This is a genomic window from Nocardioides sp. Leaf374, from assembly GCF_916862475.1.
In the GTDB taxonomy this organism is placed as follows: domain Bacteria; phylum Actinomycetota; class Actinomycetes; order Propionibacteriales; family Nocardioidaceae; genus Nocardioides; species Nocardioides kribbensis.
The window spans coordinates 61,296-86,191 of record NZ_CAKASO010000013.1 but is presented as its reverse complement, the minus strand read 5'-3'; the positions used below and the strand labels follow the sequence as shown (position 1 = coordinate 86,191).

General features: G+C 73.3%; 22 protein-coding genes. 13 read left to right on the top strand and 9 right to left on the bottom strand.

Annotation, left to right across the window (positions count from 1 at the left end; genetic code table 11):
• The 3 genes from LPA27_RS08620 to LPA27_RS08610 form a co-directional block, all read right to left on the bottom strand.
• The coding region (locus LPA27_RS08620; protein ID WP_228942180.1) for a PTS sugar transporter subunit IIA at window positions 1-516 on the bottom strand (516 nt) is incomplete at its 3' end.
• The gene (locus LPA27_RS08615; protein ID WP_228942179.1) at window positions 509-1,477 is read right to left on the bottom strand and encodes a 1-phosphofructokinase family hexose kinase; all 969 of its coding nucleotides are present in this window, start codon (window positions 1,475-1,477) and stop codon (window positions 509-511) included. The genes LPA27_RS08620 and LPA27_RS08615, both read right to left, overlap by 8 nt.
• On the bottom strand, window positions 1,474-2,241 hold the full coding sequence (locus LPA27_RS08610) for a DeoR/GlpR family DNA-binding transcription regulator (protein ID WP_056862424.1): 768 nt from the start codon (window positions 2,239-2,241) through the stop codon (window positions 1,474-1,476). Before LPA27_RS08610 ends, LPA27_RS08615 begins: the two co-directional genes overlap by 4 nt.
• A gap of 138 nt (window positions 2,242-2,379) precedes the next feature.
• Between LPA27_RS08610 and ptsP the strand changes: the two genes are divergently transcribed.
• The 5 genes from ptsP (at window position 2,380) to LPA27_RS08585 (ending at window position 11,611) form a co-directional block, all read left to right on the top strand.
• The gene (ptsP, locus tag LPA27_RS08605) at window positions 2,380-4,062 is read left to right on the top strand and encodes a phosphoenolpyruvate--protein phosphotransferase (protein ID WP_228942178.1); all 1,683 of its coding nucleotides are present in this window, start codon (window positions 2,380-2,382) and stop codon (window positions 4,060-4,062) included.
• Window positions 4,063-4,148: 86 nt separating this feature from the next.
• Complete coding sequence (locus LPA27_RS08600) at window positions 4,149-7,121, top strand: NHL repeat-containing protein (protein ID WP_228942177.1); 2,973 nt, start codon at window positions 4,149-4,151, stop codon at window positions 7,119-7,121.
• A 208-nt stretch (window positions 7,122-7,329) separates the two neighbouring features.
• Window positions 7,330-7,605, top strand: coding sequence for a 30S ribosomal protein S15 (gene rpsO / locus LPA27_RS08595; protein WP_228942176.1), 276 nt, complete (start codon window positions 7,330-7,332; stop codon window positions 7,603-7,605).
• Window positions 7,606-7,930: 325 nt separating this feature from the next.
• Window positions 7,931-10,177: a polyribonucleotide nucleotidyltransferase gene (locus LPA27_RS08590; RefSeq protein ID WP_056862427.1), complete on the top strand. Its 2,247-nt coding sequence runs from the start codon at window positions 7,931-7,933 to the stop codon at window positions 10,175-10,177.
• Window positions 10,178-10,183: 6 nt separating this feature from the next.
• A complete protein-coding gene (locus LPA27_RS08585) occupies window positions 10,184-11,611 on the top strand; it encodes a pitrilysin family protein (RefSeq protein ID WP_324251250.1) in 1,428 nt (475 codons plus the stop codon).
• A gap of 76 nt (window positions 11,612-11,687) precedes the next feature.
• Here LPA27_RS08585 and LPA27_RS08580 read toward each other — a convergent pair whose 3' ends face one another.
• Window positions 11,688-12,203: a class I SAM-dependent methyltransferase gene (locus LPA27_RS08580; RefSeq protein ID WP_056862428.1), complete on the bottom strand. Its 516-nt coding sequence runs from the start codon at window positions 12,201-12,203 to the stop codon at window positions 11,688-11,690.
• 102 nt (window positions 12,204-12,305) lie between these two features.
• On the opposite strand from LPA27_RS08580, the gene dapB reads away from it, so the two are divergent.
• Both dapB and LPA27_RS08570 read left to right on the top strand, forming a co-directional pair.
• Window positions 12,306-13,049: a 4-hydroxy-tetrahydrodipicolinate reductase gene (gene dapB, locus LPA27_RS08575; protein WP_193665218.1), complete on the top strand. Its 744-nt coding sequence runs from the start codon at window positions 12,306-12,308 to the stop codon at window positions 13,047-13,049.
• A 232-nt stretch (window positions 13,050-13,281) separates the two neighbouring features.
• Window positions 13,282-14,940 (top strand): M4 family metallopeptidase, encoded by a 1,659-nt coding sequence (locus LPA27_RS08570; RefSeq protein WP_228942175.1) that lies wholly within the window; start codon window positions 13,282-13,284, stop codon window positions 14,938-14,940.
• Between the two features lie 208 nt (window positions 14,941-15,148).
• Here the strand turns inward: LPA27_RS08570 and LPA27_RS08565 are convergent, their stop codons facing one another.
• Window positions 15,149-16,207, bottom strand: a complete 1,059-nt coding sequence (locus tag LPA27_RS08565) for a zinc-dependent dehydrogenase (RefSeq protein ID WP_056862430.1) — start codon at window positions 16,205-16,207, stop codon at window positions 15,149-15,151.
• 264 nt (window positions 16,208-16,471) lie between these two features.
• On the opposite strand from LPA27_RS08565, the gene LPA27_RS08560 reads away from it, so the two are divergent.
• Window positions 16,472-18,466, top strand: a complete 1,995-nt coding sequence (locus LPA27_RS08560; RefSeq protein ID WP_228942174.1) for a PTS mannitol transporter subunit IICBA — start codon at window positions 16,472-16,474, stop codon at window positions 18,464-18,466.
• Window positions 18,467-18,566: 100 nt separating this feature from the next.
• Here LPA27_RS08560 and LPA27_RS08555 read toward each other — a convergent pair whose 3' ends face one another.
• From LPA27_RS08555 to LPA27_RS08545, 3 genes are read right to left on the bottom strand one after another with little or no spacing between them, the layout of a single operon-like run.
• Window positions 18,567-18,875 carry an AzlD domain-containing protein gene (locus tag LPA27_RS08555; protein ID WP_056904567.1) on the bottom strand — a complete coding sequence of 103 codons (309 nt, stop codon included), beginning with the start codon at window positions 18,873-18,875 and terminating at the stop codon, window positions 18,567-18,569.
• A complete protein-coding gene (locus LPA27_RS08550; protein ID WP_082503133.1) occupies window positions 18,872-19,675 on the bottom strand; it encodes an AzlC family ABC transporter permease in 804 nt (267 codons plus the stop codon). Before LPA27_RS08550 ends, LPA27_RS08555 begins: the two co-directional genes overlap by 4 nt.
• Window positions 19,676-19,685: 10 nt before the next feature.
• Window positions 19,686-20,240: a GNAT family N-acetyltransferase gene (locus LPA27_RS08545; RefSeq protein ID WP_228942173.1), complete on the bottom strand. Its 555-nt coding sequence runs from the start codon at window positions 20,238-20,240 to the stop codon at window positions 19,686-19,688.
• A gap of 63 nt (window positions 20,241-20,303) precedes the next feature.
• On the opposite strand from LPA27_RS08545, the gene LPA27_RS08540 reads away from it, so the two are divergent.
• Window positions 20,304-21,317: an aldo/keto reductase family protein gene (locus LPA27_RS08540; protein ID WP_228942172.1), complete on the top strand. Its 1,014-nt coding sequence runs from the start codon at window positions 20,304-20,306 to the stop codon at window positions 21,315-21,317.
• Window positions 21,318-21,420: 103 nt separating this feature from the next.
• On the opposite strand, the gene LPA27_RS08535 is transcribed toward LPA27_RS08540, so the two are convergent.
• Window positions 21,421-22,005: a DUF3043 domain-containing protein gene (locus LPA27_RS08535; protein WP_056862435.1), complete on the bottom strand. Its 585-nt coding sequence runs from the start codon at window positions 22,003-22,005 to the stop codon at window positions 21,421-21,423.
• A 256-nt stretch (window positions 22,006-22,261) separates the two neighbouring features.
• Here LPA27_RS08535 and LPA27_RS08530 point away from each other — a divergent pair, with 256 nt between their 5' ends.
• From LPA27_RS08530 to pspAB, 4 genes are all read left to right on the top strand, one after another.
• Window positions 22,262-23,056 (top strand): PspA/IM30 family protein, encoded by a 795-nt coding sequence (locus tag LPA27_RS08530; RefSeq protein WP_200918922.1) that lies wholly within the window; start codon window positions 22,262-22,264, stop codon window positions 23,054-23,056.
• Entirely contained in the window at window positions 23,053-23,331 is a 279-nt protein-coding gene (pspAA, locus tag LPA27_RS08525) for a PspA-associated protein PspAA (RefSeq protein ID WP_056862437.1), read from the top strand. The genes LPA27_RS08530 and pspAA overlap by 4 nt, the downstream gene beginning before the upstream one ends.
• 75 nt (window positions 23,332-23,406) lie before the next feature.
• Entirely contained in the window at window positions 23,407-24,324 is a 918-nt protein-coding gene (gene htpX, locus LPA27_RS08520) for a zinc metalloprotease HtpX (RefSeq protein WP_228942171.1), read from the top strand.
• Window positions 24,324-24,896: a PspA-associated protein PspAB gene (gene pspAB, locus LPA27_RS08515; protein ID WP_056862439.1), complete on the top strand. Its 573-nt coding sequence runs from the start codon at window positions 24,324-24,326 to the stop codon at window positions 24,894-24,896. Before htpX ends, pspAB begins: the two co-directional genes overlap by 1 nt.

Here is a 24,896-nt window from a genome sequence, read left to right as displayed (position 1 = left end):
GCCGGCGGACGCCGACGCGCTCGCGGCGGCCGGGGCCGCGGCGGCGGCCGGCTTGGCCGCGGGGGCCGTGCCGAGCACGTCGGCGACGATCTCCACGACCTCCTCGCGCGTCTCGGCGGCGCGCAGCGCGTCGGTGAAGGCCGGCTTCACCAGGGCGCGGGCCAGCTTGGTCAGCAGCTGCAGGTGGGTGGCGTCACCGCCCGCGGGAGCGCTGATGAGGAAGGCGAGGTCGGCCGGCCCGTCCTTGGCGCCGAAGTCGACCGGCGGCGAGAGCCGGGCGAAGGCGAGCGTCGGCTCCTCCACGCCGGCGGTGCGGCAGTGGGGGATGGCGATGCCGCCGGGCAGGCCGGTGGGCGACGTGCCCTCGCGGGCGATCGCGTCGTCGGCGAGCTGCGCGACGTCGGTGGCGCGGCCGGCCTCACCGACCGTCGCCGCCAGCGCACGGATCACGTCGTGCTTCTCCGAGCCGAGGTCCGCGTCGAGGCGGACCAGGTCGGCAGTGATGAGGTCAGACACGTTCACCCTCCTGGGTGTCGAGCAGGTCGCGGACCGCGACCAGGTCCGGGCGGACCTGGGCGGGCAGCGGGATGGTGGTGCCGGGGAGTCCGGCGGCCGCGCTGCCGTAGGCGACGGCGAGCGCGAGTCGTTGGGCGGGCGAGTGCTTGCGCAGGTCGCCCAGCAGGTAGCCGAAGAGGCTGGAGTCGCCCGCACCGACCGTGGAGACCACGGTGGTGGGCGGGGGAGTGGCGTGCCACGCGCCGTCGGCGGTCACGAGCACGGCGCCGTTGCCGCCGAGGGTGGCGAGCACCGTGGAGACACCGCGGTCGACCAGCAGCCGGGCGGCGCGGGCCGCGGCGTGCGGGTCGCGCTCGAGCTCCTCGGCGTCGCCGCCGGTGAAGGAGGCCAGCTCGTCGCCGTTGGGCTTCATCAGGTACGGCGCCGCCCCGGGCAGGGCGTCGACGAGGGCGCGCAGCGGGGCGTCGCTGGTGTCGACCGCCACCCGGGCGGGGGTGTCGCGCACCGCGGTGACGACCTCGGCGTACCAGGAGCTGGGCGCGCCGGGGGGCAGCGAGCCGGCCAGGACGATCCAGTCGGCGCTGCCTGCCCGGCGGCGCAGCGAGTCGACCAGCGCCCGCAGCACCTCGGGGGTCACGTCGGGCCCGGGGCTGTTCAGCTTGGTGGTCGTGCCGTCGGGCTCGGTGATCGTGATGTTCACCCGCGGGCTGCCCGTGCCGTCGACGGGGCGGCAGTCGATCCCGGCGGCCAGCAGCTCGAGCACGAAGGGGTCGTCGGAGGGCGCGGGCAGCACCGCGATCGACGGCACTCCTGCGGCCACGGAGGCGCGCGAGATGTTCACGCCCTTGCCTCCGGCCTGCGAGAGCACCGAGGCCGCGCGCTGCACGGCGCCGCGCTCGAGCGGGGCGTCGAGCGTGACCGTCCGGTCGTGGCTGGGGTTGGGCGTCAGGGTGACGATCATGCGATGACGACCTCCACGTCGTGGTCCTTGAGCTCGACGGCGTGCTCGGGGTCGATGGCGTCGTCGGTGACGAGCAGGTCGACGTCCTCCAGCGACGCGAACCGCACGAGGGCCTCCTGCCCCACCTTGGCGGCGTCGGCGAGCACGACGACCTGGCGTGCGGCGGCGACCATGGCCCGCTTGGTGGCGGCCTCGTCGTGGTCGGGGGTGCTGAGGCCGTGGCCCACGGTGATGCCGTTGGTGCCGACGAAGGCGACGTCGGCGCGCACCAGCTCGAGGGCGGCCACCGTGTCGGCGCCGACGGCGGCCTGCGTCGTCGTGCGCACGCGTCCGGGCAGCAGGTGGAGCTCGATGTGGGGCACGGTCGCGAGGCGGGCCGCGATCGGCACCGAGTGGGTGAGCACGATCAGCTGGTGGTCGCGGGGCAGCAGGCTGGCGAGGCGGGCGGTGGTGGTGCCGGCGTCGAAGAGCACGACCGAGCCGGGCGCGGGCAGCAGGTCGAGCGCGGCCTGGGCGATGCGGTCCTTCTGCGCGACGTTGGCCTGGTCGCGCTCGAGCAGGCCGGACTCGATGGCGGCGAGGGTGTGGGCCGGGATCGCCCCGCCGTGGACACGCCGCACGAGGCCCATCCGCTCGAGGGCCGACAGGTCGCGGCGCACGGTCTCCGTGGTGACCTCGAAGGTCTCGGCGAGCGCGGTCACCGACAGTCGGCCGCGGTCGGCGACGAGCTGGGCCATGGCCTGCTGGCGTTCCTCTGCGTACATTGCCCTCGTCCCCCCTCTCGGTTGCCGGCTCCTGCCGGTCTGGTCGGTCACCGGCTCGGCCGGTGCGGTTCTGCGTTCATGTTGTTTTATCCCCGTTTCTGTTTGACTGTCAAGTGATTCCGGGGATAAGTTGTGGCCATGGTCACCCAGACGTCCACCGACCAGCTCCTCGGCACCCCGGTGGTGCCCGGGCTGGCGACCGGGCCCGCGCTCGTGGTCCGCTCCGAGATCAGCCCCGCCGCGATCGAGGCCTTCGACGGCGCCTCCCTCAACGAGGAGGCCGCCCTGCGGGCCTACGACGACGCCGCGGGCGCGGTCGCGGCCGGCTTCGAGCGCCGCGCGGGCAGCGCCCACGGCGCGGCCGCGGAGGTGCTCACCGCCAGCGCGGGCCTGGCCCGTGACAAGGGCCTGCGCATCGCCGTGCGCAAGCACCTGCGCTCCGGTGAGGACCTGCTGAGCGCCCTCGCCGCCGGCGTCGAGCAGTTCGTGGGCGTCTTCACGCAGATGGGCGGGCTGATGGCCGAGCGGGTCACCGACCTGCGCGACATCGAGCGCCGGGTGCTGGCGCACCTCGTGGGCGAGCCCGAGCCGGGCGTGCCCACGCCGCAGGAGCCCTCGGTGCTGGTGGCCGAGGACCTCGCGCCCTCCGACACCGCGGGGCTCGACCCCACGGTGGTCGTCGCGCTGGTGACCGAGCGCGGCGGGCCCACGAGCCACACCGCGATCATCGCGCGCCAGCTCGGGATCCCCTGCGTGGTCGGCACGGCGGGCGCCATGGGCCTGCGCTCGGGCACCCGCCTGCTCGTCGACGGGTCCACCGGCGTCGTCGAGCTCGACCCCGACGAGGCCGACACGGCCCGCCGGGTCGCGGCCGACCGCGAGGTCCGCGCGGCGGTCGAGGGCTGGACCGGCCCGGGGCGCACCACCGACGGCACGAGCGTGAAGATCCTGGCCAACGTCGCCGACGGCGAGAGCGCCGCTGGGGCGGCCACCGGCCCCGTCGAGGGCGTCGGGCTCTTCCGCACCGAGCTGTGCTTCCTCAACCGCACCGAGGAGCCCTCGGTCGAGGAGCAGGCCGACATCTACTCCGACGTCCTGTCGCCCTTCTCCGGTGAGCGCTACGTCGTCGTGCGCACCCTGGACGCCGGCTCCGACAAGCCGGTCGCCTTCGCCACCCACGACGGGGAGGAGAACCCCGCCCTGGGCGTGCGCGGGCTGCGGCTCTCGTTCGACAACCCCGGCCTCCTGGAGCGTCAGCTCGACGGCATCGCCGCTGCCGCGGAGCGCACCGGCACCGAGACCTGGGTGATGGCGCCCATGGTCGCCACGGTCGCCGAGGCGGCCGGGTTCGCGGAGGCGGTGCGCTCCCGCGGGCTCAAGGCCGGTGTCATGGTCGAGGTGCCCTCCGCCGCCCTGCTCGCCCACCGGATGCTCGAGGTGGTCGACTTCCTCTCGATCGGCACCAACGACCTCACGCAGTACGCCATGGCGGCCGACCGCATGGCCACCGACCTGGCGCACCTCACCGACCCGTGGCAGCCCGCGGTGCTGCAGCTGATCGCCATCACCGCCCACGCGGGCCAGGAGGCCGGCAAGCCCGTGGGCGTGTGCGGCGAGGCCGCGGCCGACCCGCTGCTGGCCTGCGCGCTGGTCGGCATGGGGGTCACCTCGCTGTCGATGGCCTCGGCCGCCGTGCGGTCGGTCGGCGCCCGCCTCGGCACCGTGTCGATGGCCACGTGCGAGGAGGCCGCGGAGGCCGCGCTGTCGGCGCCCGACCCGCAGGCCGCGCGGGCCGCGGTGCTCGCGCTGCTGGAGGGCTGAGCGGGTCCGGGCCGGGGGAGCCCGGCCCGGACCGGCTCCCCACAATGGGGGTCGCGGGTGCGGCGGTGCGCTCGCAGACTCGCTGGGTGAAGCCTGTTGCGCGCCGTGCGGTGACCGGGGCGCTCGTCGCGCTCCTCGCCCTCGCCCTGCCCCTCCTCCCGCTCCTCCCGGCGCCGGGCCCGGACCGGGCCGGGGTCGGCCCCGGCGCGGCTGCGGCGGCCGAGCCGTGGAAGCCCCCCGCGCTGGTGCGCACCATCGGCGGCACCGGTCGCGCCAGCCTCTTCCCCTGGGGCCTGGCGTGGAACCCCGTCTCGCAGCGCTGGATCGTCGGCGACTACTTCAACTACCAGGTGCGCACCTTCGACGCCGACTGGCGCTCCACCGGCGTGCTCCCGCAGCCCAGCGCGGCCTCGGGCGACCCCGAGTCGGTCCTGGCCTCGGTGGCCGTCGACCCGCGCACCGGCGAGACCTACGTCGGCAAGCCCAAGCCCGACACCCTGGCCCACTACGCCGCCGACGGCACGCGACTGCCCGACGTGGTGGTCGATCCGACGTCCGGCTCCCAGACCTACACCGCGTGGGTCACCGTCGACGACGAGGGCTACGTCTGGGTGCTCGACAGCCACCTGTGGAACACCGACGCCGACCCCTCGCGGCTGATCCGCCTGGCCCCCGGCGGGGGCGCCCAGGTCTCCTCGTGGGACCTGTCCTTCCCGGGCCAGAAGCCGGGCCAGTTCTACGGCATCGACGTGGACTCCGACGGACGCGTCTACCTCGCCGACGCCGTCAACCGCCGGGTCCAGGTGCTCTCGCCCGACGGCACCCTGATCCGCTCGATCGGCACCTCCGGCGAGGCCGACGTGCCCGGCGCGCTCTCGGGCGACCTGCGCAGCGTGGTGGTCGACGACGAGGCCGGGCGCCTCTACGTCGTCGACGCGGTGCAGGACCAGGTCGAGGTCTTCGACCTCGAGGGCCGACCGCTGCTGCAGATCGGCGGCCACGGCACCGGGCCCGGGCGCCTCGTCGCCCCGCGCCAGCTCGCCTTCGGGCCCGAGGGCGACCTGTGGGTCAGCGAGTACGGCAACTACCGCATCCAGGCCTTCGACCCCCTGACCGGCGTCTCGCGCGGGGTCGAGCCGACCCCGCTGCCCGAGCGCCCCGGCGGGCAGCTCGGCCAGCCGCGCGACGTCGGCGTCGACCCCGCGACCGGCGAGGTCTGGGTGGCGGACTCCTGGAACCAGCGCTTCTGCCGCTACGCCGCCGACGGCACGTGGACCGGCTGCTGGGGCGGGCGCGGCAACACCCCGCCCTACGGCGTGAAGTACCCCCGCGGCATCGCCGTCGACGCCGCGCGCGACCGCGTCTGGGTGAGCAACAACGCCGGCGGCACCGTCTTCGTCTACGACGACGAGGCCGGCTTCCTCTTCCAGGTCGGCGAGGAGGGCAACCGGCGCAACAACGAGCCCGGCATGCTCGAGAAGCCCTTCGGGATGGCCTTCGGCAGCGGCTACGCCTACGTCGCGGACCCCGGGTCGACCTACGAGAACAGCAGCGCCCAGGTCAAGGTGCTCGACGCCGACACCGGCGCGCAGGTCGCCACCATCGCGCGCAACGCCCGGACCGTGGCCGTCGACGAGGCCACCGGTCTGGTCTACGTCGCCGACACGGGCACCAACCAGCAGAAGATCTACGTCTACGGCCCCACCGGCGGTCCGGCGCTGCGCAGCTTCGGCGGCAGGGGCACCGCGGCCGGCAAGTTCACCGGCCTGTGGGGCGTCACCGTCTCCGACGGCGTCGTCTACGCCACCGACGAGGCGCAGTCGAGGGTGCAGGCCTTCACGACCGGCGGGGCCTTCCTCGGGCGCTGGGGCTCGGTGGGCTCGGGTCCGCTGCAGCTGCGCAACCCCGCCGGCATCACCCACGACGCGGCGGGCCTGCTCTACGTCGCCGACTCCTCCAACGACCGGGTCGTCGTGCTCGACCCGGGCCGCGCGCGCCCGGCGTACCTCTTCTCACGACCCACGCTGTCGCTGACCTCGCCGGCCACGGGCTCGGTCACGCCCGGTCCGGTGGTGGTCGAGGGCCTGGCGGGCGACGACCGGTCGCTGGCCTCGGTGGAGGTGTCGGTGCGCGACCGGGCCACGGGCCTGTGGTGGGACCCGACCACGGCGACCTGGGCGACCGCGCAGACCTGGGGTCTCGCCCCGTGGGCGGGCAGCCCCACCTCGGCCCGGTGGCGGTGGGTCTTCCCCGGCGCCGAGACCGACCACGACTACCACCTCGAGGCCCGGGCCCGCGACGCCGACGGCACGCTGTCGGCGCCGGTGCGCAGCACCGAGGTCTCGGTGCGCGAGCCCGACCCGGTGGCGCCGAGCACCACCGTGACCCCGCCCGCCACCACGCTCCTGCCCGGCACGGTCGCCCTGTCCGGCGACGCGGCCGACGACCGTGGCGTCGCGGCGGTGCGCTGGGCGGTGCAGCACGCGCGCAGCGGGCTGTGGTGGACCGGCAGCGCCTGGTCGGCCGACCCGACCTGGTCGACCGCCACGCTCACGGCGCCCGGCGCGACGGCGACCGGCTGGAGCGCGACCTGGACCCCGCCGGCCGCCGAGCGGTACGTCGTGGTCGCCCGCGCCGTCGACACCGGTGGGGGAGAGGACCCCGTCGGCGCCTCGGCGGGCTTCGTGGTCGGCCTCGCCGAGCCCGACCAGACCGGCGCGGAGACCCGGGTGACGGCACCGACCGCGGGCCAGGTGCTCGCGCCGGGCGACGTGGTCCTCGCCGGCCGCGCCACCGACCTCTCGGGGGTGGGCTGGGTCGACGTGGCGCTGCAGGACCGGACCACGGGCCTGTGGTGGAATGCCGCGACCGGGAGCTGGGGACCCTTCACCTGGAACGACGGCGCCTCGACCCCCGCCGCGCGCTTCGCCAGCCCGACCACGTGGTCCTGGACCTGGTCGGCCCTCGCGCCGGGGTCCTACCGGATGGGAGCACGGGCGCGCGACGGCGGCGGGCGCGTCGACGCCACCCCGGCGTGGGTCGACGTCAGCGTCGGCTGACGCCCTTTTGGGGGCCCCGGCGTGCGCGCGGTAGTCTCCACCGGTTGCCCGCAGCACGTCGTACGCCGTCGCCGCGGGCAGCGGCACCACCTCGCACGACCCTCACACGAACACCGCCGTCCAACGGCCGCGGAACCAGAGTGCCCGGGAGAACAGGCCCCGGCGCGCCGCGCAGCGAACGCCCACCTCGGGCACGGAAGGAGACCGCATGTCGATCGGTACCGACGCGGAGACCAAGAAGAAGATCATCGCCGAGTACGCCACGACCGACGGCGACACCGGCTCGCCCGAGGTGCAGATCGCGCTGCTGAGCCACCGCATCAGCCACCTCACCGAGCACCTCAAGCAGCACAAGCACGACCACCACAGCCGTCGTGGTCTGCTGCTGCTCGTCGGCCAGCGTCGTCGCCTGCTGAACTACCTGCAGAAGACGGAGATCGCCCGCTACCGCTCGATCGTCGAGCGTCTCGGCCTGCGTCGCTGACACCGCGTTGACGGGCGGAGCGGCTGCCCCTCGTGGGCAGCCGCTCCCTCGCATTTACGGCTCCGGGCACTACGCTCGGAGACGGAACAACTGAATCTCCACACCATCTCCACTCACCAGGAGCGACCCGCATCGTCGGCCCGGTCCTCGGTAGTGGCCCTCAGACCCGCCAGGAGGCGGACGCGCTGCGGGCCTCGATCGAAGACCGGCCCCCTCCCAGCAGCTATCGGGAGGGTCACCCACGCGGGATCCTCGTCGCAAGACGCCCGCCACCTCGAGCGGGGACGCCGCGGTCCGCTCCGCGAGCACAGAACAAGGACACCCCTTGACCGAGAACACCACGGCTGAGCCCGTGATCTCCGCCGTCGAGACCGTCATCGACAACGGTCCCTTCGGCACCCGCACCGTCAAGTTCGAGACCGGGCTGCTGGCCCGCCAGGCCGCCGGCTCCGTCACGGCCTACCTCGACGACGACACGATGCTGCTGTCCGCGACCACCGCGGGCAAGCACCCCAAGGACCACTTCGACTTCTTCCCCCTGACGATCGACGTCGAGGAGCGGATGTACGCCGCGGGCCAGATCCCCGGCTCCTTCTTCCGCTCCGAGGGTCGTCCGGGCGAGGACGCCATCCTCACCTGCCGCCTCATCGACCGCCCGCTGCGCCCGACCTTCAAGAAGGGTCTGCGCAACGAGGTCCAGGTCGTCATCACGGTGATGGCGCTCAACCCCGACACCCCCTACGACGTGCTGGCCATCAACGCCGCGTCGATCTCCACCCAGCTCTCGGGCCTTCCCTTCTCCGGCCCGGTCGGCGGCGTGCGCGTCGCCCTCATCGACGGGCGCTGGGTCGCCTTCCCGAAGCACTCCGAGCTCGAGCGCGCCGTCTTCGACATGGTCGTCGCCGGCCGCGTGACCGAGACCGGCGACGTCGCCATCATGATGGTCGAGGCCGAGGCCACCGAGCAGACCTGGACCCTGGTCCAGGGCGGCGTGCAGGCCCCGACCGAGGAGATCGTCGCCGGCGGTCTCGACGCGGCCAAGCCCTTCATCAAGCAGCTGGTCGAGGCGCAGGTCGAGCTGGCCAACGTGGCCGCCAAGCCCGTGCAGGAGTTCCCGATCTTCCTCGACTACGAGGACGACGTCTACGCCGCCGTCGAGGCCGCCGCGCAGTCCGACGTGGCCGCCGCGATGACCATCGGCGACAAGCAGGAGCGCGAGGCCAAGACCGACGAGGTCAAGGCCGCCGTCCTGGAGAAGCTCGCCGGTCAGTTCGAGGGTCGCGAGAAGGAGCTCGGCGCCGCCTTCCGCTCGCTGACCAAGTCGCTGGTGCGCGAGCGCGTCCTGCGCGACAAGGTCCGCATCGACGGTCGCGGCCTGGCCGACATCCGCCCGCTGCACGCCGAGGTCGGCGTGATCCCGCGCGTGCACGGCTCCTCGCTCTTCGAGCGCGGCGAGACCCAGATCCTGGGTGTCACCACCCTCGACATGCTCAAGATGGAGCAGCAGCTCGACACCCTCTCCCCGGAGAAGTCGCGCCGCTACATGCACAAGTACGTCTTCCCGCCGTTCTCCACCGGCGAGACCGGCCGCGTGGGCTCGCCCAAGCGCCGCGAGGTCGGCCACGGTGCGCTCGCGCGCCGCGCCCTGCTGCCCGTGCTGCCCACCCGCGAGGAGTTCCCCTACGCGATCCGCCAGCTCTCCGAGGCCATGGGCTCCAACGGCTCCACCTCGATGGGCTCGGTCTGCGCCTCGACGATGTCGCTGCTCCAGGCCGGTGTGCCGCTGCGCGCCGCCGTCGCCGGCATCGCGATGGGCCTCATCTCCGGCGAGGTCGACGGCTCGACGCAGTACGTCGCGCTGACCGACATCCTCGGCGCCGAGGACGCCTTCGGCGACATGGACTTCAAGGTCGCCGGCACGCGCGAGTTCGTCACCGCCCTGCAGCTCGACACCAAGCTCGACGGCATCCCCGCCGAGGTGCTCGCCGCGGCCCTGACCCAGGCCCGCGACGCGCGCCTGGCCATCCTCGACGTCATGGCCGAGGCCATCGACGAGCCCGAGGAGATGGCGGAGACCGCGCCGCGCATCATCACCGTGCGCGTGCCCGTCGACAAGATCGGCGAGGTCATCGGCCCGAAGGGCAAGATGATCAACCAGATCCAGGACGACACCGGCGCCTCGATCTCCATCGAGGACGACGGCACCGTCTACATCGGCGCCACCAGCGGTGCCGCCGCCGACGCCGCGAAGGCCGCGATCAACGCGATCGGCAACCCGACGATGCCCGAGGTCGGCGAGCGCTACCTCGGCACCGTCGTGAAGACGACGAACTTCGGCGCCTTCGTGTCGCTGATGCCGGGCAAGGACGGGCTGCTGCACATCAGCAAGCTGCGCGGCCTGGCCGGCGGCAAGCGCGTCGACGCCGTCGAGGACGTCGTCGCGGTGGGCCAGAAGGTCCAGGTCCAGATCGCCGAGATCGACGACCGCGGCAAGCTCTCCCTGATCCCCGTGGTCGAGGAGACCGAGGGCGGCGACGACGCCGCCGCGGAGACCGCCCCCGAGGAGGCCTGACCCTTCGTGGTTGCTGCACCCCGGTCGACCCGCCCGAGCACCTCGGGCGGGTCGACCGCTTCCCAGGCCGGTGCGCCCGGCCCCCTCGCCCCGTCCGACCGCGGGCTCGCCGCCCGCGGCACGGGCACGGCCCACACGCTGCAGACCGTCACCGACGCCGCGGGCGCTGTGGTGTCGCTGGTGCGGCGTACGGTCCTGCCCGGGGGTCTGCGGGTCATCACCGAGCACATGGCCGGGGTCCGCTCGGCCAGCATCGGGGTGTGGGTCGGCGTCGGCTCCCGCGACGAGGACGACACCCTGCACGGCTGCTCGCACTTCCTCGAGCACCTGCTCTTCAAGGGCACCGCGGAGCGCTCGGCGCTGGACATCTCCATCGCGCTCGACGCGGTGGGCGGTGAGTTCAACGCCTTCACCGCCAAGGAGTACACCTGCTTCCACGCCCGGGTGCTCGACGACGACCTGCCCCTGGCCGTCGACGTGCTCGGCGACATGATCACCGCCAGCCGCATCGACGGGGACGACGTCGAGGCCGAGCGCGACGTCATCCTCGACGAGATCGCGATGCACGACGACGACCCCGACGACGTGGTGCACAACCTCTTCGCCGAGCAGGCGTGGGGCTCCACCTCACCGCTGGGCCGCTCGATCGCGGGCACGGAGGAGTCGATCACCGCGATGACGCGCGAGCGCATCGTGGCCTTCTACCGGCGCCACTACCGCCCCGCCACCATGGTGGTCGCGGTGGCCGGCAACGTCGACCACGACGTGGTCGTGGCGCAGGTCGAGGCCGCCTTCGGCCGCGGGGGGTTCCTCGACGGCGACGAGGAGCCGGTGACCCTGGCACCGGACGACGCGGCCGGCGGGCGGGCCCTGCTGCCCGTGCGCCCCGGCACGGTGGCCACGACCCGCCCCTTCGAGCAGGTCAACGTCGTGCTCGGCATGGAGGGCATCACCCGCAACGACCCTCGCCGCTTCGCGCTCGGGGTCATCAACACCGCCCTGGGCGGCGGCACCTCCAGCCGGCTCTTCCAGGAGGTGCGGGAGCGTCGCGGACTGGCCTACTCGGTCTACTCCTTCGAGAGCCACCACCTCGACTCCGGCCTGGTCGGGGTCTCGGTGGGCTGCCTGCCGGCCAAGCTCGACGACGTGCTCGCCGTGGTGCGCGCCGAGCTGGCCCGGGTGGCCGCCGAGGGCATCACCGCCGAGGAGCTCGAGCGCGGCAAGGGCATGCTCCGCGGCGGCCTCGTGCTGGGCCTGGAGGACTCCGGCTCGCGGATGTCACGGCTGGGCAAGGCCGAGCTGGTCTACGACGAGCTGCTCGGCATCGACGAGGTCATCGAGCGCATCGACGCGGTGACCCTGGAGGAGACCCGGCAGATCGCGGCCGAGATCTTCGCCCGCCCCGAGATCCTCGCGGTCGTCGGGCCGGCCTGAGCCGGCCCCGCCCCGCGCCGCGCGTGTCGGGCGGCGCGTGTCGGGCGGCGTTGTCGGCCGGTGTCGGGCGGCGCGCTCAGCGCCGTCCGACGATGCCGACCACCGAGGGCACCTTGCGCTGCACGACCTGCACGCGGAAGCCGCCCTCGGCGAGCGCGGCGGAGCACTTCTCGACGATGGTCGGGACCTCCTCGGGGCGCGTGGCCTCGAAGAAGAGGTAGACCGCGCCGCCCGGCACGACCCGCTCGTGCAGCAGTGCGATCTCGTCGGCGCAGTCGCGCACCCAGAAGAGGTTGACGTTGAAGGCGTAGACCTTGTTCAGGCGCTTGACCGGCACCCGCAGGGTGGCCAGGTCGATCTGGCGCACGGTGAGGCGCCCCGACTCGACGTAGCGCGCGCAGCGGCGCTTGGTGCGGTCGACGCCGGACTCCGAGCGGTCGATCGCGAAGAGCTTGCCGGTCTCCAGCCGGCTGCAGATCAGCTCCGCGCCCGCGCCGGGACCGCACCCGATCTCGAGCACGTGGTCTCCCGGCTGGACGTCCATGAGGTCGACCGACCAGCGGATCCGGGCCGGGATCGTCTGCAGCACCATGGGGGCAAGACTGCCAGAAGTCCGCGAGCGCGTGGCCGGTAGGTTGGCGCTGTGGAAGCAGCGCAGTCGCAGGACGGTCGGCAGGGGCACGCCCCGGGAGCCCTGAGGGTCGGTGTGCTCGGCGCGCGCGGCAAGGTCGGCAGCGCCGTCTGTGCCGCGGTGCGCGGGGCCGAGGGCCTCGAGCTCGTCGCGCAGGTCGACGCCGGTGACTCCCTCGACGTGCTGGCCGAGCAGCGGGTCGAGGCCGTCGTCGACTTCACCCACCCCGACGTCGTCATGGGCAACCTCGAGCGCTGCGTCGCCGAGGGCGTCCACGCCGTCGTCGGCACCACCGGCTTCGACGAGGAGCGCCTGGCCACGCTGCGCGGCTGGCTGGAGGACTCCCCGGGCACCGGGGTGCTCATCGCCCCCAACTTCTCCATCGGCGCGGTGCTGATGATGCGCTTCGCGGCGCTGGCGGCGCCCCACTACGAGTCGGTGGAGATCGTCGAGCTGCACCACCCCGACAAGGCCGACGCCCCCTCCGGCACGGCTCGTCGTACGGCGGAGCTCGTCGCCGCCGCCCGCCGCGAGGCGGGGCTGGGCCCTGCGCCCGACGCGACCTCGACCGCCCTCGACGGGGCCCGCGGGGCCGACGTCGACGGCGTGCCGGTCCACGCCCTGCGGGTGCGCGGTCTCGTGGCCCACCAGGAGGTCGTGCTCGGCGGCGTGGGGGAGACCCTCACCATCCGCCACGACTCCCTCGACCGGGCCTCCTTCACCCCCGGGGTGCTGGCCTCCCTGCGCGTGATCGGGTCGCGACCGGGCCTCACGGTGGGGCTGGAGCACCTGCTCGACCTGGGCTGAGGGTCGACCGGGGGGTCGACCGGTCCCGGGGCCGGACCGGAGCGCGAGGGGTCGGGCGCCGCTGGCCGACGGCCCGTCGTCACGCCCTGCGCCGACGCGGCGTCGCGGACATCTGCAGGTTCGTGCGATGCACGAACCTGAGGTGCGGCGCCGGTTCCGCGCGCGCCCCCCGCTTGGCAGGGTCGTCCCCGACGCCGTCCCTCCGGACGGCGCGGGCGAGAGGGATGCACGCATGAGAAGGACCACGGGGATCGCGGCGGCCGCAGTGCTGGCGCTCGGGGCGCTCGGCGCCCAGACCACCGGCGCGCTCGCGGGCCCCGGGGAGGGCCCGTCCGCCGGCCCCGCCGCGGGCGGCACGGTGCAGCAGCTCGACGGCGCCACCGGCGCGGCGCGCGACGCGGTCGCGGCGCTCGCCGCCCACCCCCGCGCCGCGCTCGCCGCCCCGGGCCAGCAGGTGCGCGCCACCCAGACGATGCTCGACCCCAGCGGCGCCACCCACGTGCGCATGGAGCGCACCTACCGCGGCCTGCCCGTGCTGGGCGGTGACCTGGTGGTCCACCAGGGCGCCTCCGACGCCTGGCGCGGGGTGAGCCAGTCCCTCGACACCCCCCTCGACCTGTCGGTCACGCCCACCGTCACGGCCTCCCGTGCCGCCGCGCGGACCACCGCGCCGACGGCGCAGACCCGTGCGATCGAGGACATGGAGGTGTCCGCCGACCAGGCCCCCCGCCTGGTCGTCGACGCCCTCGCCGGCGCTCCCCGGCTCGCGTGGGAGGTCGTCACGACGGGTCGTCAGGACGACGGCACCCCCAGCCGTCTGGCCAGCTACGTCGACGCCCGCACCGGCCAGGTGCTGCGCCGCGAGGAGCAGATCCAGACCGTCGACGGCTCCGGCCAGTCGCTCTACGGCGGCACGGTGCCGCTGCAGGTCGCGCCCGCGGGATCGGCGTACGAGCTGCGCGACGTGACCCGCGGCGGCACCTACACCGTCGACCTCGCGGGCAAGCAGGACTCCGCCCTGTGCGGTGTGCTCGGCGTCGGCTGCGCCACCGGCAAGGTCGTCTCCAGCCCCACGACGAGCTTCGGCAACGGCACGACCAGCGACCCCGACTCCGCCGGCGTCGACGCGCAGTACGGCACCGACGTCACGTGGGACTACTACTCCGACGTGCACGGTCGCGAGGGCATCTTCGGCGACGGCTCGGGGTCCTACAACCGGGTCCACTACGGCAAGAACTACGTCAACGCCTTCTGGGACGGCGAGAAGATGACCTACGGCGACGGTGACGGCACCAACTTTGGTCCGCTCGTCTCCCTCGACGTCGCGGGCCACGAGATGTCGCACGGCGTCACCGAGAACACCGCCGGCCTGACCTACTCGGGGGAGTCGGGCGGTCTCAACGAGGCCACCTCCGACATCTTCGGCACCATGGTCGAGTTCTACGCCGCCAACCCCGCCGACCCGGGCGACTACCTGATCGGCGAGGAGTTCGACCTGAAGGAGAAGGTCGGCTTCCGGCGCATGGACGACCCGATCGCCGACGGCAGCTCGCCGAACTGCTACTCCGCCGACACCAAGAACCTCGACGTCCACTACTCCTCGGGCGTGGGCAACCACTTCTTCTACCTGCTCGCCGAGGGCTCGGGCGCCAAGACGATCGGCGGGGTCGCGCACCGCTCGACGACCTGCGACGGCTCTACGGTCACCGGCATCGGCCGCGACCAGGCCGACGCGATCTGGTTCCGCGCGCTGACGGTCTACATGACCTCCGGCACCACCTACTCGCAGGCCCGGGCGGCGACGCTGTCCGCCGCCCGCGACCTCTACGGCGCCGGGAGCGCCCAGGAGTCGGCGGTGGCCGCGGCCTGGAGCGCCGTGAGCGTGGCCTGACCCGGCACGCCCCCTGACCGTGGGCTCGTGCCGGACGGAAACGGCACGGTCCCACCTGGTCGCGGACCCGGTCCTCCGTGGGGGAGGGACCGGACGCGACGAAGGCCCGCACCCCTCGGGGTGCGGGCCTTCATCTGTCCCTGTGTCGCTGTCCCGGTGTCGCTGTCCCTGTGCCGCTGTCCGGGCGCGTCGCTGTCCGTGGGCCCGCTCAGGGCTCGACGGTGACCTTGATGGCCTCGCCGGCCTTGACGATCGCGAAGGCGTCGAGGGCGCGCTCGAGCGGCACGTGCTCGGTGATGAGGTCCTTGACCGGCACCTGACCGGTGGAGATGTACTCCAGCGCGCGCTTGTTGTGCTCGGGGGCCGATCCGTTGGCGCCGTGGATGTGCAGCTGGCGGTAGTGCACGACGTTGGAGTCGCAGGTGATGGTCGGGTCGGTCTTGGGCAGCCCGCCGAAGAAGGAGATGCGGCCGTTGCGCGCGGCCATGGCGATGGCCTGCTCCTGGGTGACGTTGGCCGCGGTGGCGGTGATGATGACGTCGGCGCCGCGACCGTCGGTGAGCTCCATGACCCGCTCCACGACGTCGACCTCGGCGCCGTTGATGACCTCGTCGGGCTGCACCGCGTCGGCCGACATCGCCAGGCGGGCGGCGTTGACGTCGACGAGGAAGACCTTGCCGACCTTGTGCACGCCGCGGGCGATGCGGATGTGCATGCAGCCGATCGGGCCGGCGCCGAAGACCACGAGGGTGTCGCCCTCCTCGATGTCGAGCAGCTCCTGGGCGTTGATCGCGCAGGCGAAGGGCTCGGCGGCCGAGGCCTCGTCGTAGCCGACGTTGTCGGGGATCCGGTTGAGCCCGTCGACCTTGAGCACCTGCTGCGGCACGATCATGTACTCGGCGAAGCCGCCGTCGTACTGGTAGCCGACCGAGGTCTGGTTCTGGCAGACCGCCATCCACCCCTTGCGGCACTCGTGGCACTCCCCGCACGGCACGGCGGCGATGACCTGGGCCCGGTCTCCGACGGCCCAGCTGCTGCCGTAGGTGGCGTTGACGTCGGCACCGACCTCGACGACCTCGCCGGCGATCTCGTGGCCGATGGTGCGCGGGGGAGTGAGGTTCTGGTGGCCGTTGTGGAAGATCTTCACGTCGGTGCCGCAGGTGGAGCAGTTCTTCACCTTGAGCTTGACCTCGCCGGGCCCGCACTCGGGCTCGGGCACGTCCTCGAGCCGGACGTCCTCGGGGGCGTAGAACCGCAGGGCCTTCATGTGTCTCCTCCAGGGGTGCTGTCGACGGGAGTGACCGCGGTCACCCACGGATCACCCTAGACCTCGGCCGCGGGGCCGGGGCTCGCGCCGACCCTACCCGCGTTTGTGTGGAAACGCACCCGCTTGTGTTGGTTTGTTGCTTGACGACCCCCCATGGTGGGGGATATAAACAGCGAAACGAAGGTGGGTGACCGCGGTCACAGATCGTCCGACCCGCCTCGACACGGGATCCCGGCTCTGCCGGGCTGTTCGAGAGAAGGCGCCATGGCCAGCACCACCCACACAGCACCCGGAAGGTCGGGGGCACGCGTCCACGTCCAGCGGTTCGGGACCTTCCTGTCCAACATGGTCCTGCCCAACATCGGGGCCTTCATCGCCTGGGGCCTGATCACGGCCCTGTTCATCGAGGCCGGCTGGATCACCCTCATCGGCGACAAGCTGGGCTACTCGGGGGGCTACGGCTTCGTCGAGGACCTCGGCGCCTGGGGGTCCGGCGCCGACGGCACCGGGATCGTCGGCCCGATGATCACGTACTTGCTGCCGCTGCTCATCGGCTACACCGGCGGCAAGATGATGTACGACGGCAACATGCGCGGCGGCGTGGTCGGCGCCATCGCCACCATGGGTGCCATCACCGGCGCCAGCGTGCCGATGTTCCTCGGGGCCATGGTGATGGGCCCGCTGGGCGGCTGGTCGATGCGCAAGCTCGACGCGCTGTGGGACGGCAAGATCCGCCCCGGCTTCGAGATGCTCGTCAACAACTTCTCCGCCGGCATCTGGGGCGGCTTCCTCGCCATCATCGGCTTCGTGGTGGCCGGACCCTTCGTGGAGGCCTTCAGCGACGCGGCCTCCAACGTCATCGACACCCTGGTCGAGAACAACCTGCTCCCGCTGACGTCGATCTTCATCGAGCCAGCCAAGATCCTCTTCCTCAACAACGCCGTCAACCAGGGCATCCTCACCCCGCTCGGCACGTCCGAGGCCGCCGAGAACGGCAAGTCGATCCTCTTCCTGCTCGAGGCCAACCCCGGCCCGGGCCTCGGTCTGCTGCTGGCCTTCATGTTCTTCGGCAAGGGTGCGGCCAAGGCCTCGGCCCCCGGCGCCATTGTCATCCAGTTCATCGGCGGCATCCACGAGATCTACTTCCCCTACGTGCTGATGAAGCCGATCCTGGTGCTCGCGGTGATCTCCGGCGGCATGGCCGGCATCGCCACCAACCTGGTCTTCGACTCCGGCCTGCGCTCGCCGGCCTCGCCCGGCTCGATCATCGCGGTGTGGGCGGCAGCCCCGCCCAGCAGCCTGCTCGGGGTCACGGCCTCGGTCGTCGTGGCCGCGGGCGTGTCGTTCCTCGTCGCCTCCTTCCTGCTCAAGCTCGACCGCTCCGAGGACGCCGGCGACCTCGCCGCGGCCACCGCGGACATGGAGGCCCGCAAGGGCAAGAAGTCGTCGGTGGCCTCCGCGCTGACCGGTCCGGGTGCGGGCACCGGGGCGATCCACTCGATCGTCTTCGCCTGCGACGCCGGCATGGGCTCCTCCGCGATGGGCGCCTCGGTGCTGCGCAAGAAGGTCCAGGCCGCCGGCTTCTCCGACGTCAGCGTCACCAACAAGGCGATCTCCAACCTGCGCGACGACGTCGACCTCGTGGTCTCCCACCAGGACCTCACCGACCGGGCCCGGCAGCGCAGCGGCTCGGCCCTCCACGTGTCGGTCGACAACTTCATGCAGAGCCCCGCCTACGACGAGATCGTCGACCTGCTGCGCCAGCGCAACGGCGCAGGCGGTGCCCCGACCCCGGCGTCGGCGGAGGAGGAGGGCGCCCTCGGCGGCGCGCTCCTGGCGCGCGAGTCGATCGTGCTCGACGGCACGGCCCGCACCCGCGACGACGCCATCACCGAGGCCGGCCGACTGCTCGTCGCCGCCGGGGCCGCGGAGCCGGCGTACGTGGAGGCGATGCACGAGCGCGAGGCGTCGGTGTCCACCTTCATGGGCAACGGCCTGGCCATCCCGCACGGCACCAACGAGGCCAAGTCCTCGGTGCACCGCACCGCGATCTCGCTCGTGCGCTACTCCGACGGGCTGGACTGGAAGGGCAAGCAGGTGCGCTTCGTCGTGGGCATCGCCGCGGTCGGCAAGGACCACCTCAAGCTGCTGGGGCGCATCGCCGAGGTGTTCCTCGACGACGACCAGGTCGCGCGGCTGGAGCGGGCCTCCACCACCGACGAGGTGCTCGAGGTGCTCGGCCAGGTCCAGCCCGCCTGACCCGGCCCGCTCGCGCCCCTGCCCGACCATGCACGGCCCCCGGCTCCGGCCGGGGGCCGTCGTGCGTCGCGGCGCCCGGCGACCAGGTGTGGCCGGGCGGTCAGACGGACAGGCGCAGGAGTGCTGCGGTCGCCGCGGCCCCGACCACGACGACGAGGAAGGGCGCCCGGGCCAGGAGCAGCAGCACCGCCGCGCCCAGACCGGCCAGGCGGGCGTCGACCTCGAGCCGCCGGTCGCCGGCCAGCACCTGCACGGCGACGAGCGCGGCGAGCAGCGCCACCGGCAGCAGGTCGGCCACCCGCCGCACGACCGGACGCTCCAGCACCCGCTCGGGCACCGAGAGCCCGGCCAGCTTGAGCAGGTAGCAGCCCACGCCCGCGCCCAGCACGGCGACCCAGGTCGCGCTCACGACGCCGCCCCCGCTGCCGCCCCCGGGGCCGTCCCCGGGTCGGGCCGGTCGCGGCGCAGCACGCCGACCAGCAGCGCCACCCCGCCCGCGACGAGCACGGGCACGCCCGCGGCCGTCAGGGGTACGGCACCCAGCGCCACACCGGCCGCGGCGAGCGCCACCAGGCGGGTCGGCAGGTCGCGCAGCCGCGGCCAGAGCAGGGCCAGGAACGCCGCACCCACCGCGGCGTCGAGGCCGAGGGCGCGGGGGTCGCCGAGCGACTCACCGGCGAGGGCGCCGAGGAGGGTGGCGAGGTTCCACAGCGCGAAGACGGACAGGCCGGTCGACAAGAACCCCAGACGGGCCAGCGCGGTCGTGGGGCGCGCCACCGCCATCGCGGTCGACTCGTCGATCAGCAGGTGGGCGGCCAGCGCCCGGCGACGCCCGCGCCAGGCCAGCAGCGGGGCGAGGCGCAGCCCGTAGAGGGTGTTGCGGGTGCCGAGCAGCAGCGCGGTGACCGCACCCGAGACGGGGCTGCCGCCGACGGCGAGCACGCCGACGAGCGCGAACTGCGAGGCCCCGGTGAACATCAGCAGCGACAGGACGCAGGTCTGGGCCACGTCCAGCCCCGACGAGACCGACACCGCGCCGAAGGAGAGGCCGTAGGCGCCGGTGGCGAGCCCGATGCCGAGGCCGTCGCGCACGATCGCGCGCCGCTGGGCACGCTCACGGCCCGGCTCCTGGCCCGGTCCTCCGACCGGCTCCCCGGTGGGCTCGTGGGCCGCGGGAGGCTGCCCGCCGTCGCCGGGTGGGGTGGTCACGGGCGCCGCGTCAGACCAGCGAGGTGTGCAGCCGCACCTGCGAGACCACGGTGGTGCCGTCGCCGGTGAGGTCGAGGCGGCGGTGGGCGCCGTCGGCGGCCCAGCCCGCGCCCACCAGGAAGGCCCGGAGGACGTCGTCGGCCGCCACCGACCACAGCACGGCGCGGGTGAAGCGGTCGGCCTGCAGGGTCTCGGCCGCCGCCTGCAGCAGCCGCGACCCGTGGCCGCGCCCGCGGTCGGCCGCGGCCACGACGAGCTCGACGACCTCCGCGTCGGCCACCGGGTCGCAGTCGGGGTCGGCGGCGGGGGTGAGCACCACGAAGCCGGTGGGCCGGTTGCGCTCGAGGGCGACGAGCACGCGGTTGCGGGCGTCGGCGGGGCGGGCCAGCGACCGGGCCCAGGTCTCGGCCGCGGCCGCCTCCGCCTCGGGGCCGCTCGGCAGCGCGTCGACCGGCACGGCCCCGGCGTACAGGTCGGGCCAGGCGCGCAGCTGGAGGGCGGCGATGGCGGCGGCGTCGTCGGCCCACGCCACCCGCACGGACACGTCGGGGCCGGCAGAGCTCATGGCGCGATCCTCGCAGCACCCGGCGGCCCCGGGCCGTTGCCCCCCGGGACTAGGGTCGGAGCCATGGAGATTCGTAACCTCGGAAAGAGCGGCCTGAAGATCTCGGCCATCTCGTACGGCAACTGGCTCACCCACGGCTCGCAGGTCGAGGAGGACGCCGCCCTGGCCTGTGTGCGGCAGGCGCTGGAGGAGGGCATCACGACCTTCGACACCGCCGACGTCTACGCCAACACCGCCGCGGAGAGCGTGCTCGGCCGGGCGCTCGCCGGCGAGCGGCGCGAGGGCCTGGAGATCTTCACCAAGGTCTACTGGCCCACCGGCCCCGGCGCCCACAACGACCACGGCCTGTCGCGCAAGCACATCATGGAGTCGATCGACGGCTCGCTCTCGCGCCTCGGCACCGACTACGTCGACCTCTACCAGGCCCACCGCTACGACTACGAGACCCCGCTCGAGGAGACGATGGAGGCCTTCGCCGACGTCGTCCACTCCGGCAAGGCGCTCTACATCGGCGTCTCGGAGTGGCGCGCGGAGGAGATCCGGGCCGCCCACGCGCTGGCCCGCGAGCTGCGCATCCCCTTCGTCTCCAACCAGCCGCAGTACAACATGCTGTGGCGCGTCATCGAGTCGGAGGTCGTGCCGACCTCGGAGGAGCTCGGCATCGGCCAGGTCGTCTGGTCGCCGATCGCGCAGGGCGTGCTCACCGGCAAGTACAAGCCCGGCCAGGACGCCCCCGCCGGCTCGCGCGCCACCGACAGCAAGGGCGGCGCCGACATGATCAGCCGCTGGATGAAGGACGACGTGCTCGAGCGCGTGCAGCAGCTGCAGCCCATCGCCGACGAGGCCGGCCTGACCCTGGCCCAGCTGGCGATCGCCTGGGTGCTGCACAACCCCAACGTCTCCTCCGCGATCATCGGGGCCAGCCGCCCCGAGCAGGTCACCGACAACGTCAAGGCCGCCGGCGTGAAGCTGGAGGACGAGGCGCTGCGCCGCATCGACGAGGTGCTCGACCCCGTCGTCGAGCGCGACCCGGCCAAGACCCAGTCGCCGAGGACCCGGGACTTCTCCGACCGCTGAGCCCCGACCGCCCTGGGCGTCGCCGCCCCGGACGCGCACCGCCCCCCGACCGGCTCGGTCGGGGGGCGGTGTCGTGCCGGGGTGTGGTGCCGGGGCTGCCGGGTCAGCGGTAGTGCTCGGGCAGGCTCTGGCCGAGCTTCACCTTCGCCTTGGGCAGCCGCATGAACTTCATCTGCAGCGCGCGGGTGAGCGCGTAGTACGTCGTGCCCTTGAGCGCGGTGTCGGGGAAGCGTCGCTTGAGCTCGCGTCGCATCTTGAAGCGCAGGAAGACCATGTCGAGCACGACGAGCAGCAGCGTGCCGAAGAGGATGGTGTTGCCGATGCCGGCCAGCGTCGCGTTGCCCGAGTAGGTGAGGATCATCGTGATGATCAGCAGCGGGATCATCAGCTCGATGAAGGAGAAGCGCACGTCGACGAAGTCGCGGATGAAGCTGCGCACCGGCCCCCGGTCGCGGGCCAGGAAGTAGCGCTCGTCGCCCTCCTTCATCGCCTTGCGGACCTTCTGGCTCGACTCCACGCGCGCGGCGCGCTGGGCCTGGGCCTGCTCGCGTCGCGTGCGCGGCACCTTGGCGCGGGCACGGGCGGCGGCCTCGGCCTCCTTGCGGGTGGGCGTCGGGCGCCCCTTGCCGCCGGGCTTGACGACCGGCGGCGCCTCGGTGGTGGTGTCGGACTTGCTGCGACCAAACAACGCGGTGACCTCGTGACGGGCGGGGAGCGGACGGAGAGGGTGCTGAGCGTGAGGGCGGCCCCGCGCACCTGCCCGGTGCCAGCCTACCGGCGTCGTGGCGCCGTCGGCGGTGCGGTGGCAGTGCGGTGACGGTGTGCCGGAGGTGCCGCCCGGCCGCCCGTGCGTGCCCGTGCCCCGGTGGCCGTGGCCGGTGTTGCCGCGCGGCCGTAGGGTGAGCACCACAGCCGCACCCGTCCGGAAGAGGGACCAGCACCCCATGAGCCTCATGAAGCGCATCAGCCTGATCTTCAGGTCGAAGGCCAACACCGCCCTCGACCGTGCGGAGGACCCCCGCGAGACGCTGGACTACAGCTACCAGCGCCAGCTCGACCTGCTCTCGAAGGTCCGCCGCGGCGTGGCCGACGTCGCCACCAGCCGCAAGCGCGTCGAGCTGCAGGTCAACCAGCTCGAGCAGCAGGGCGCCAAGCTCCAGGGCCAGGCCCAGAAGGCCATCGACATGGGCCGCGAGGACCTCGCCCGCGAGGCGCTCACGCGCAAGTCGGCCCTCAACGGCCAGATCGACGACCTCAAGGCCCAGCACGCGCAGCTCCAGGGCGAGGAGGAGAAGCTGACCCTCGCCCAGCAGCGCCTGCAGGCCAAGGTCGAGTCCTTCCGCACCCGCAAGGAGACGATCAAGGCCACCTACACCGCCGCCGAGGCCCAGACCCGCATCAACGAGGCGATGTCGGGCATAGGCGAGGAGATGGGCGACATCGGCCTGGCCATGCAGCGCGCCGAGGACAAGACCGCGCAGATGCAGGCCCGCGCCGGCGCCATCGACGAACTGATCGCCTCCGGTGCGCTCGACGACGCCAGCTCCCTCAACCGCGGCGACGACATCAGCCGCGAGCTCGACGCGATGAGCTCGCAGTCCGACGTCGAGGCCGAGCTCGCCCGGCTCAAGGGCGTCTCCGCCCCGGCGCAGCCGCAGGCCATCGAGGGCGGCGACGGCGGCGACATCCTCGCCGCCGAGCCGCAGAGGGCCGAGCAGCCGCGGGACGGCCAGGCATGATCGTCCGCATCCTCGGCGAGGGGCAGTACGACGTCGCCGACAACGCCCTCGACCGTCTCAACGCGCTCGACGCCGCGGTGGAGACCGCCGTCGAGGCCGGCGACGAGGACGCCTTCGCGCCGGCGCTGCACGCCCTGCTCGAGGGCGTGCGCACCGTCGGCGTGGCCCACGCCCTCGACAGCCTCGACGAGTCCGACCTCATCCTCCCGCCCGCCGACGCCAGCCTGGCCGAGGTGCGCGAGATGCTGGCCGACGACGGGCTCATCCCCGGCTGACCCGCCGTGGGGCCCCGTCCTCCCGCCCCAGGCCGCTCACAGGGTCCTCTTGGGCCGGTCGGGGACACTGGGGTCATGGCCCACTCCCGCTTCGTCAAGGACCGCGGCCTCACCGCGCGGATGACCCTCGTGATGTTCCTGCTCGGGCTGCTCTTCGTGGTGCTCGTCGTCGGGCTGATGGCGGCCTTCCGCAGCCCGGGGCTCGGTCTGCTCATCGGCGTCGCCGGCCTCGGGCTGGTGTGGTGGCAGTGGTACTCCTCCGACACCGTGGCGATGAAGGCCATGCGGGCCCGCGAGGTCACCCCGCAGCAGGCCCCCGAGCTGCACGGCATGATCGACCGGTTGTGCGCCCTGGCCGACATGCCGAAGCCGCGGGTCGGCATCGCCGACAACCGGCTGCCCAACGCCTTCGCCACCGGCCGGTCCCCGGAGCGCGCCGTCGTGGTCGTCACCACCGGCATCATGCAGACCCTGAACGCCGAGGAGCTGGAGGGCGTGCTCGCCCACGAGCTCTCCCACGTCGCGCACCGCGACGTGCTGGTGATGACCGCGGCCTCCTCGGCCGGCATCCTCGCCGGCACCCTCACCCAGGGCGCGCAGTACGGCGCGATCTTCGGCGTCGGGCGCCGCGACAACAACAACGGGCTCCCGGTGTGGCTGCTCGTGCTGCTGGTCAGCGTGGTCACCTACGCCGTGAGCTTCGTGCTCATCAAGGTCCTCTCGCGCTACCGCGAGCTCTCGGCCGACCGCTCGGGGGCCTACCTCACGATGAACCCCCAGGGACTGGCCTCCGCGCTGCAGAAGATCACCGGCGAGATCAACACGATCCCGCAGAAGGACCTGCGCGCCTCGCAGTCGATGAACGCCTTCTTCATCGCCCCCGCCGTGCGTGGCGCCTCGCTGAAGAGCCTCACCAGCACCCACCCCTCCCTCGAGCAGCGCCTCGAGCAGCTGGCCCGCATCCAGGTCGAGCTCGGTCGGCCGGCGCTCTGATGGGCTTCCTCGACGCGATCCTGGGGCGCACCACCCCCAAGCAGGCCAACCTCGACGCGCTCTTCCTCGTGCCCAGCGCGGCGATCACCCTGCAGGCCTCGGCCGGTCTGCGGCCCACCGGCTCCGGGGCGGTGTGCTACCGCGCCGCCGGCGGTGCCGCCTTCGGGCAGGTCGAGGCCGACATCCTCGCGCTGCTGCGCGACGCCCCGGACGCTCCCGAGGTGCGCACCAGCCGCGACGAGTTCGGCTTCACCTGGCTGGTCGTCGACGACGACCCCGACGACGTCGCGGGACTGTGCACCGACCTCCACGCGGTCAACACGACCCTGGAGGCCCACGGGTTCGGTCCCGGGCTGCTGTGCTCCCTGGTGCCCTTCCAGGACGCCTCCGGGCGTCGGGTGGGGCTGGTCTACCTCTACAAGCAGGGGACCTTCTACCCCTTCGCCCCGTCGGGTCCGCAGCAGCGCGACAACCTCACCGAGATCTCCCTGCGCGAGACCCTGGCCGGCGAGCTGCCCGTGGAGAAGGACATGTCGCGCTGGCTCGCGGTCTGGGGCGCACCGGGCCTGTGA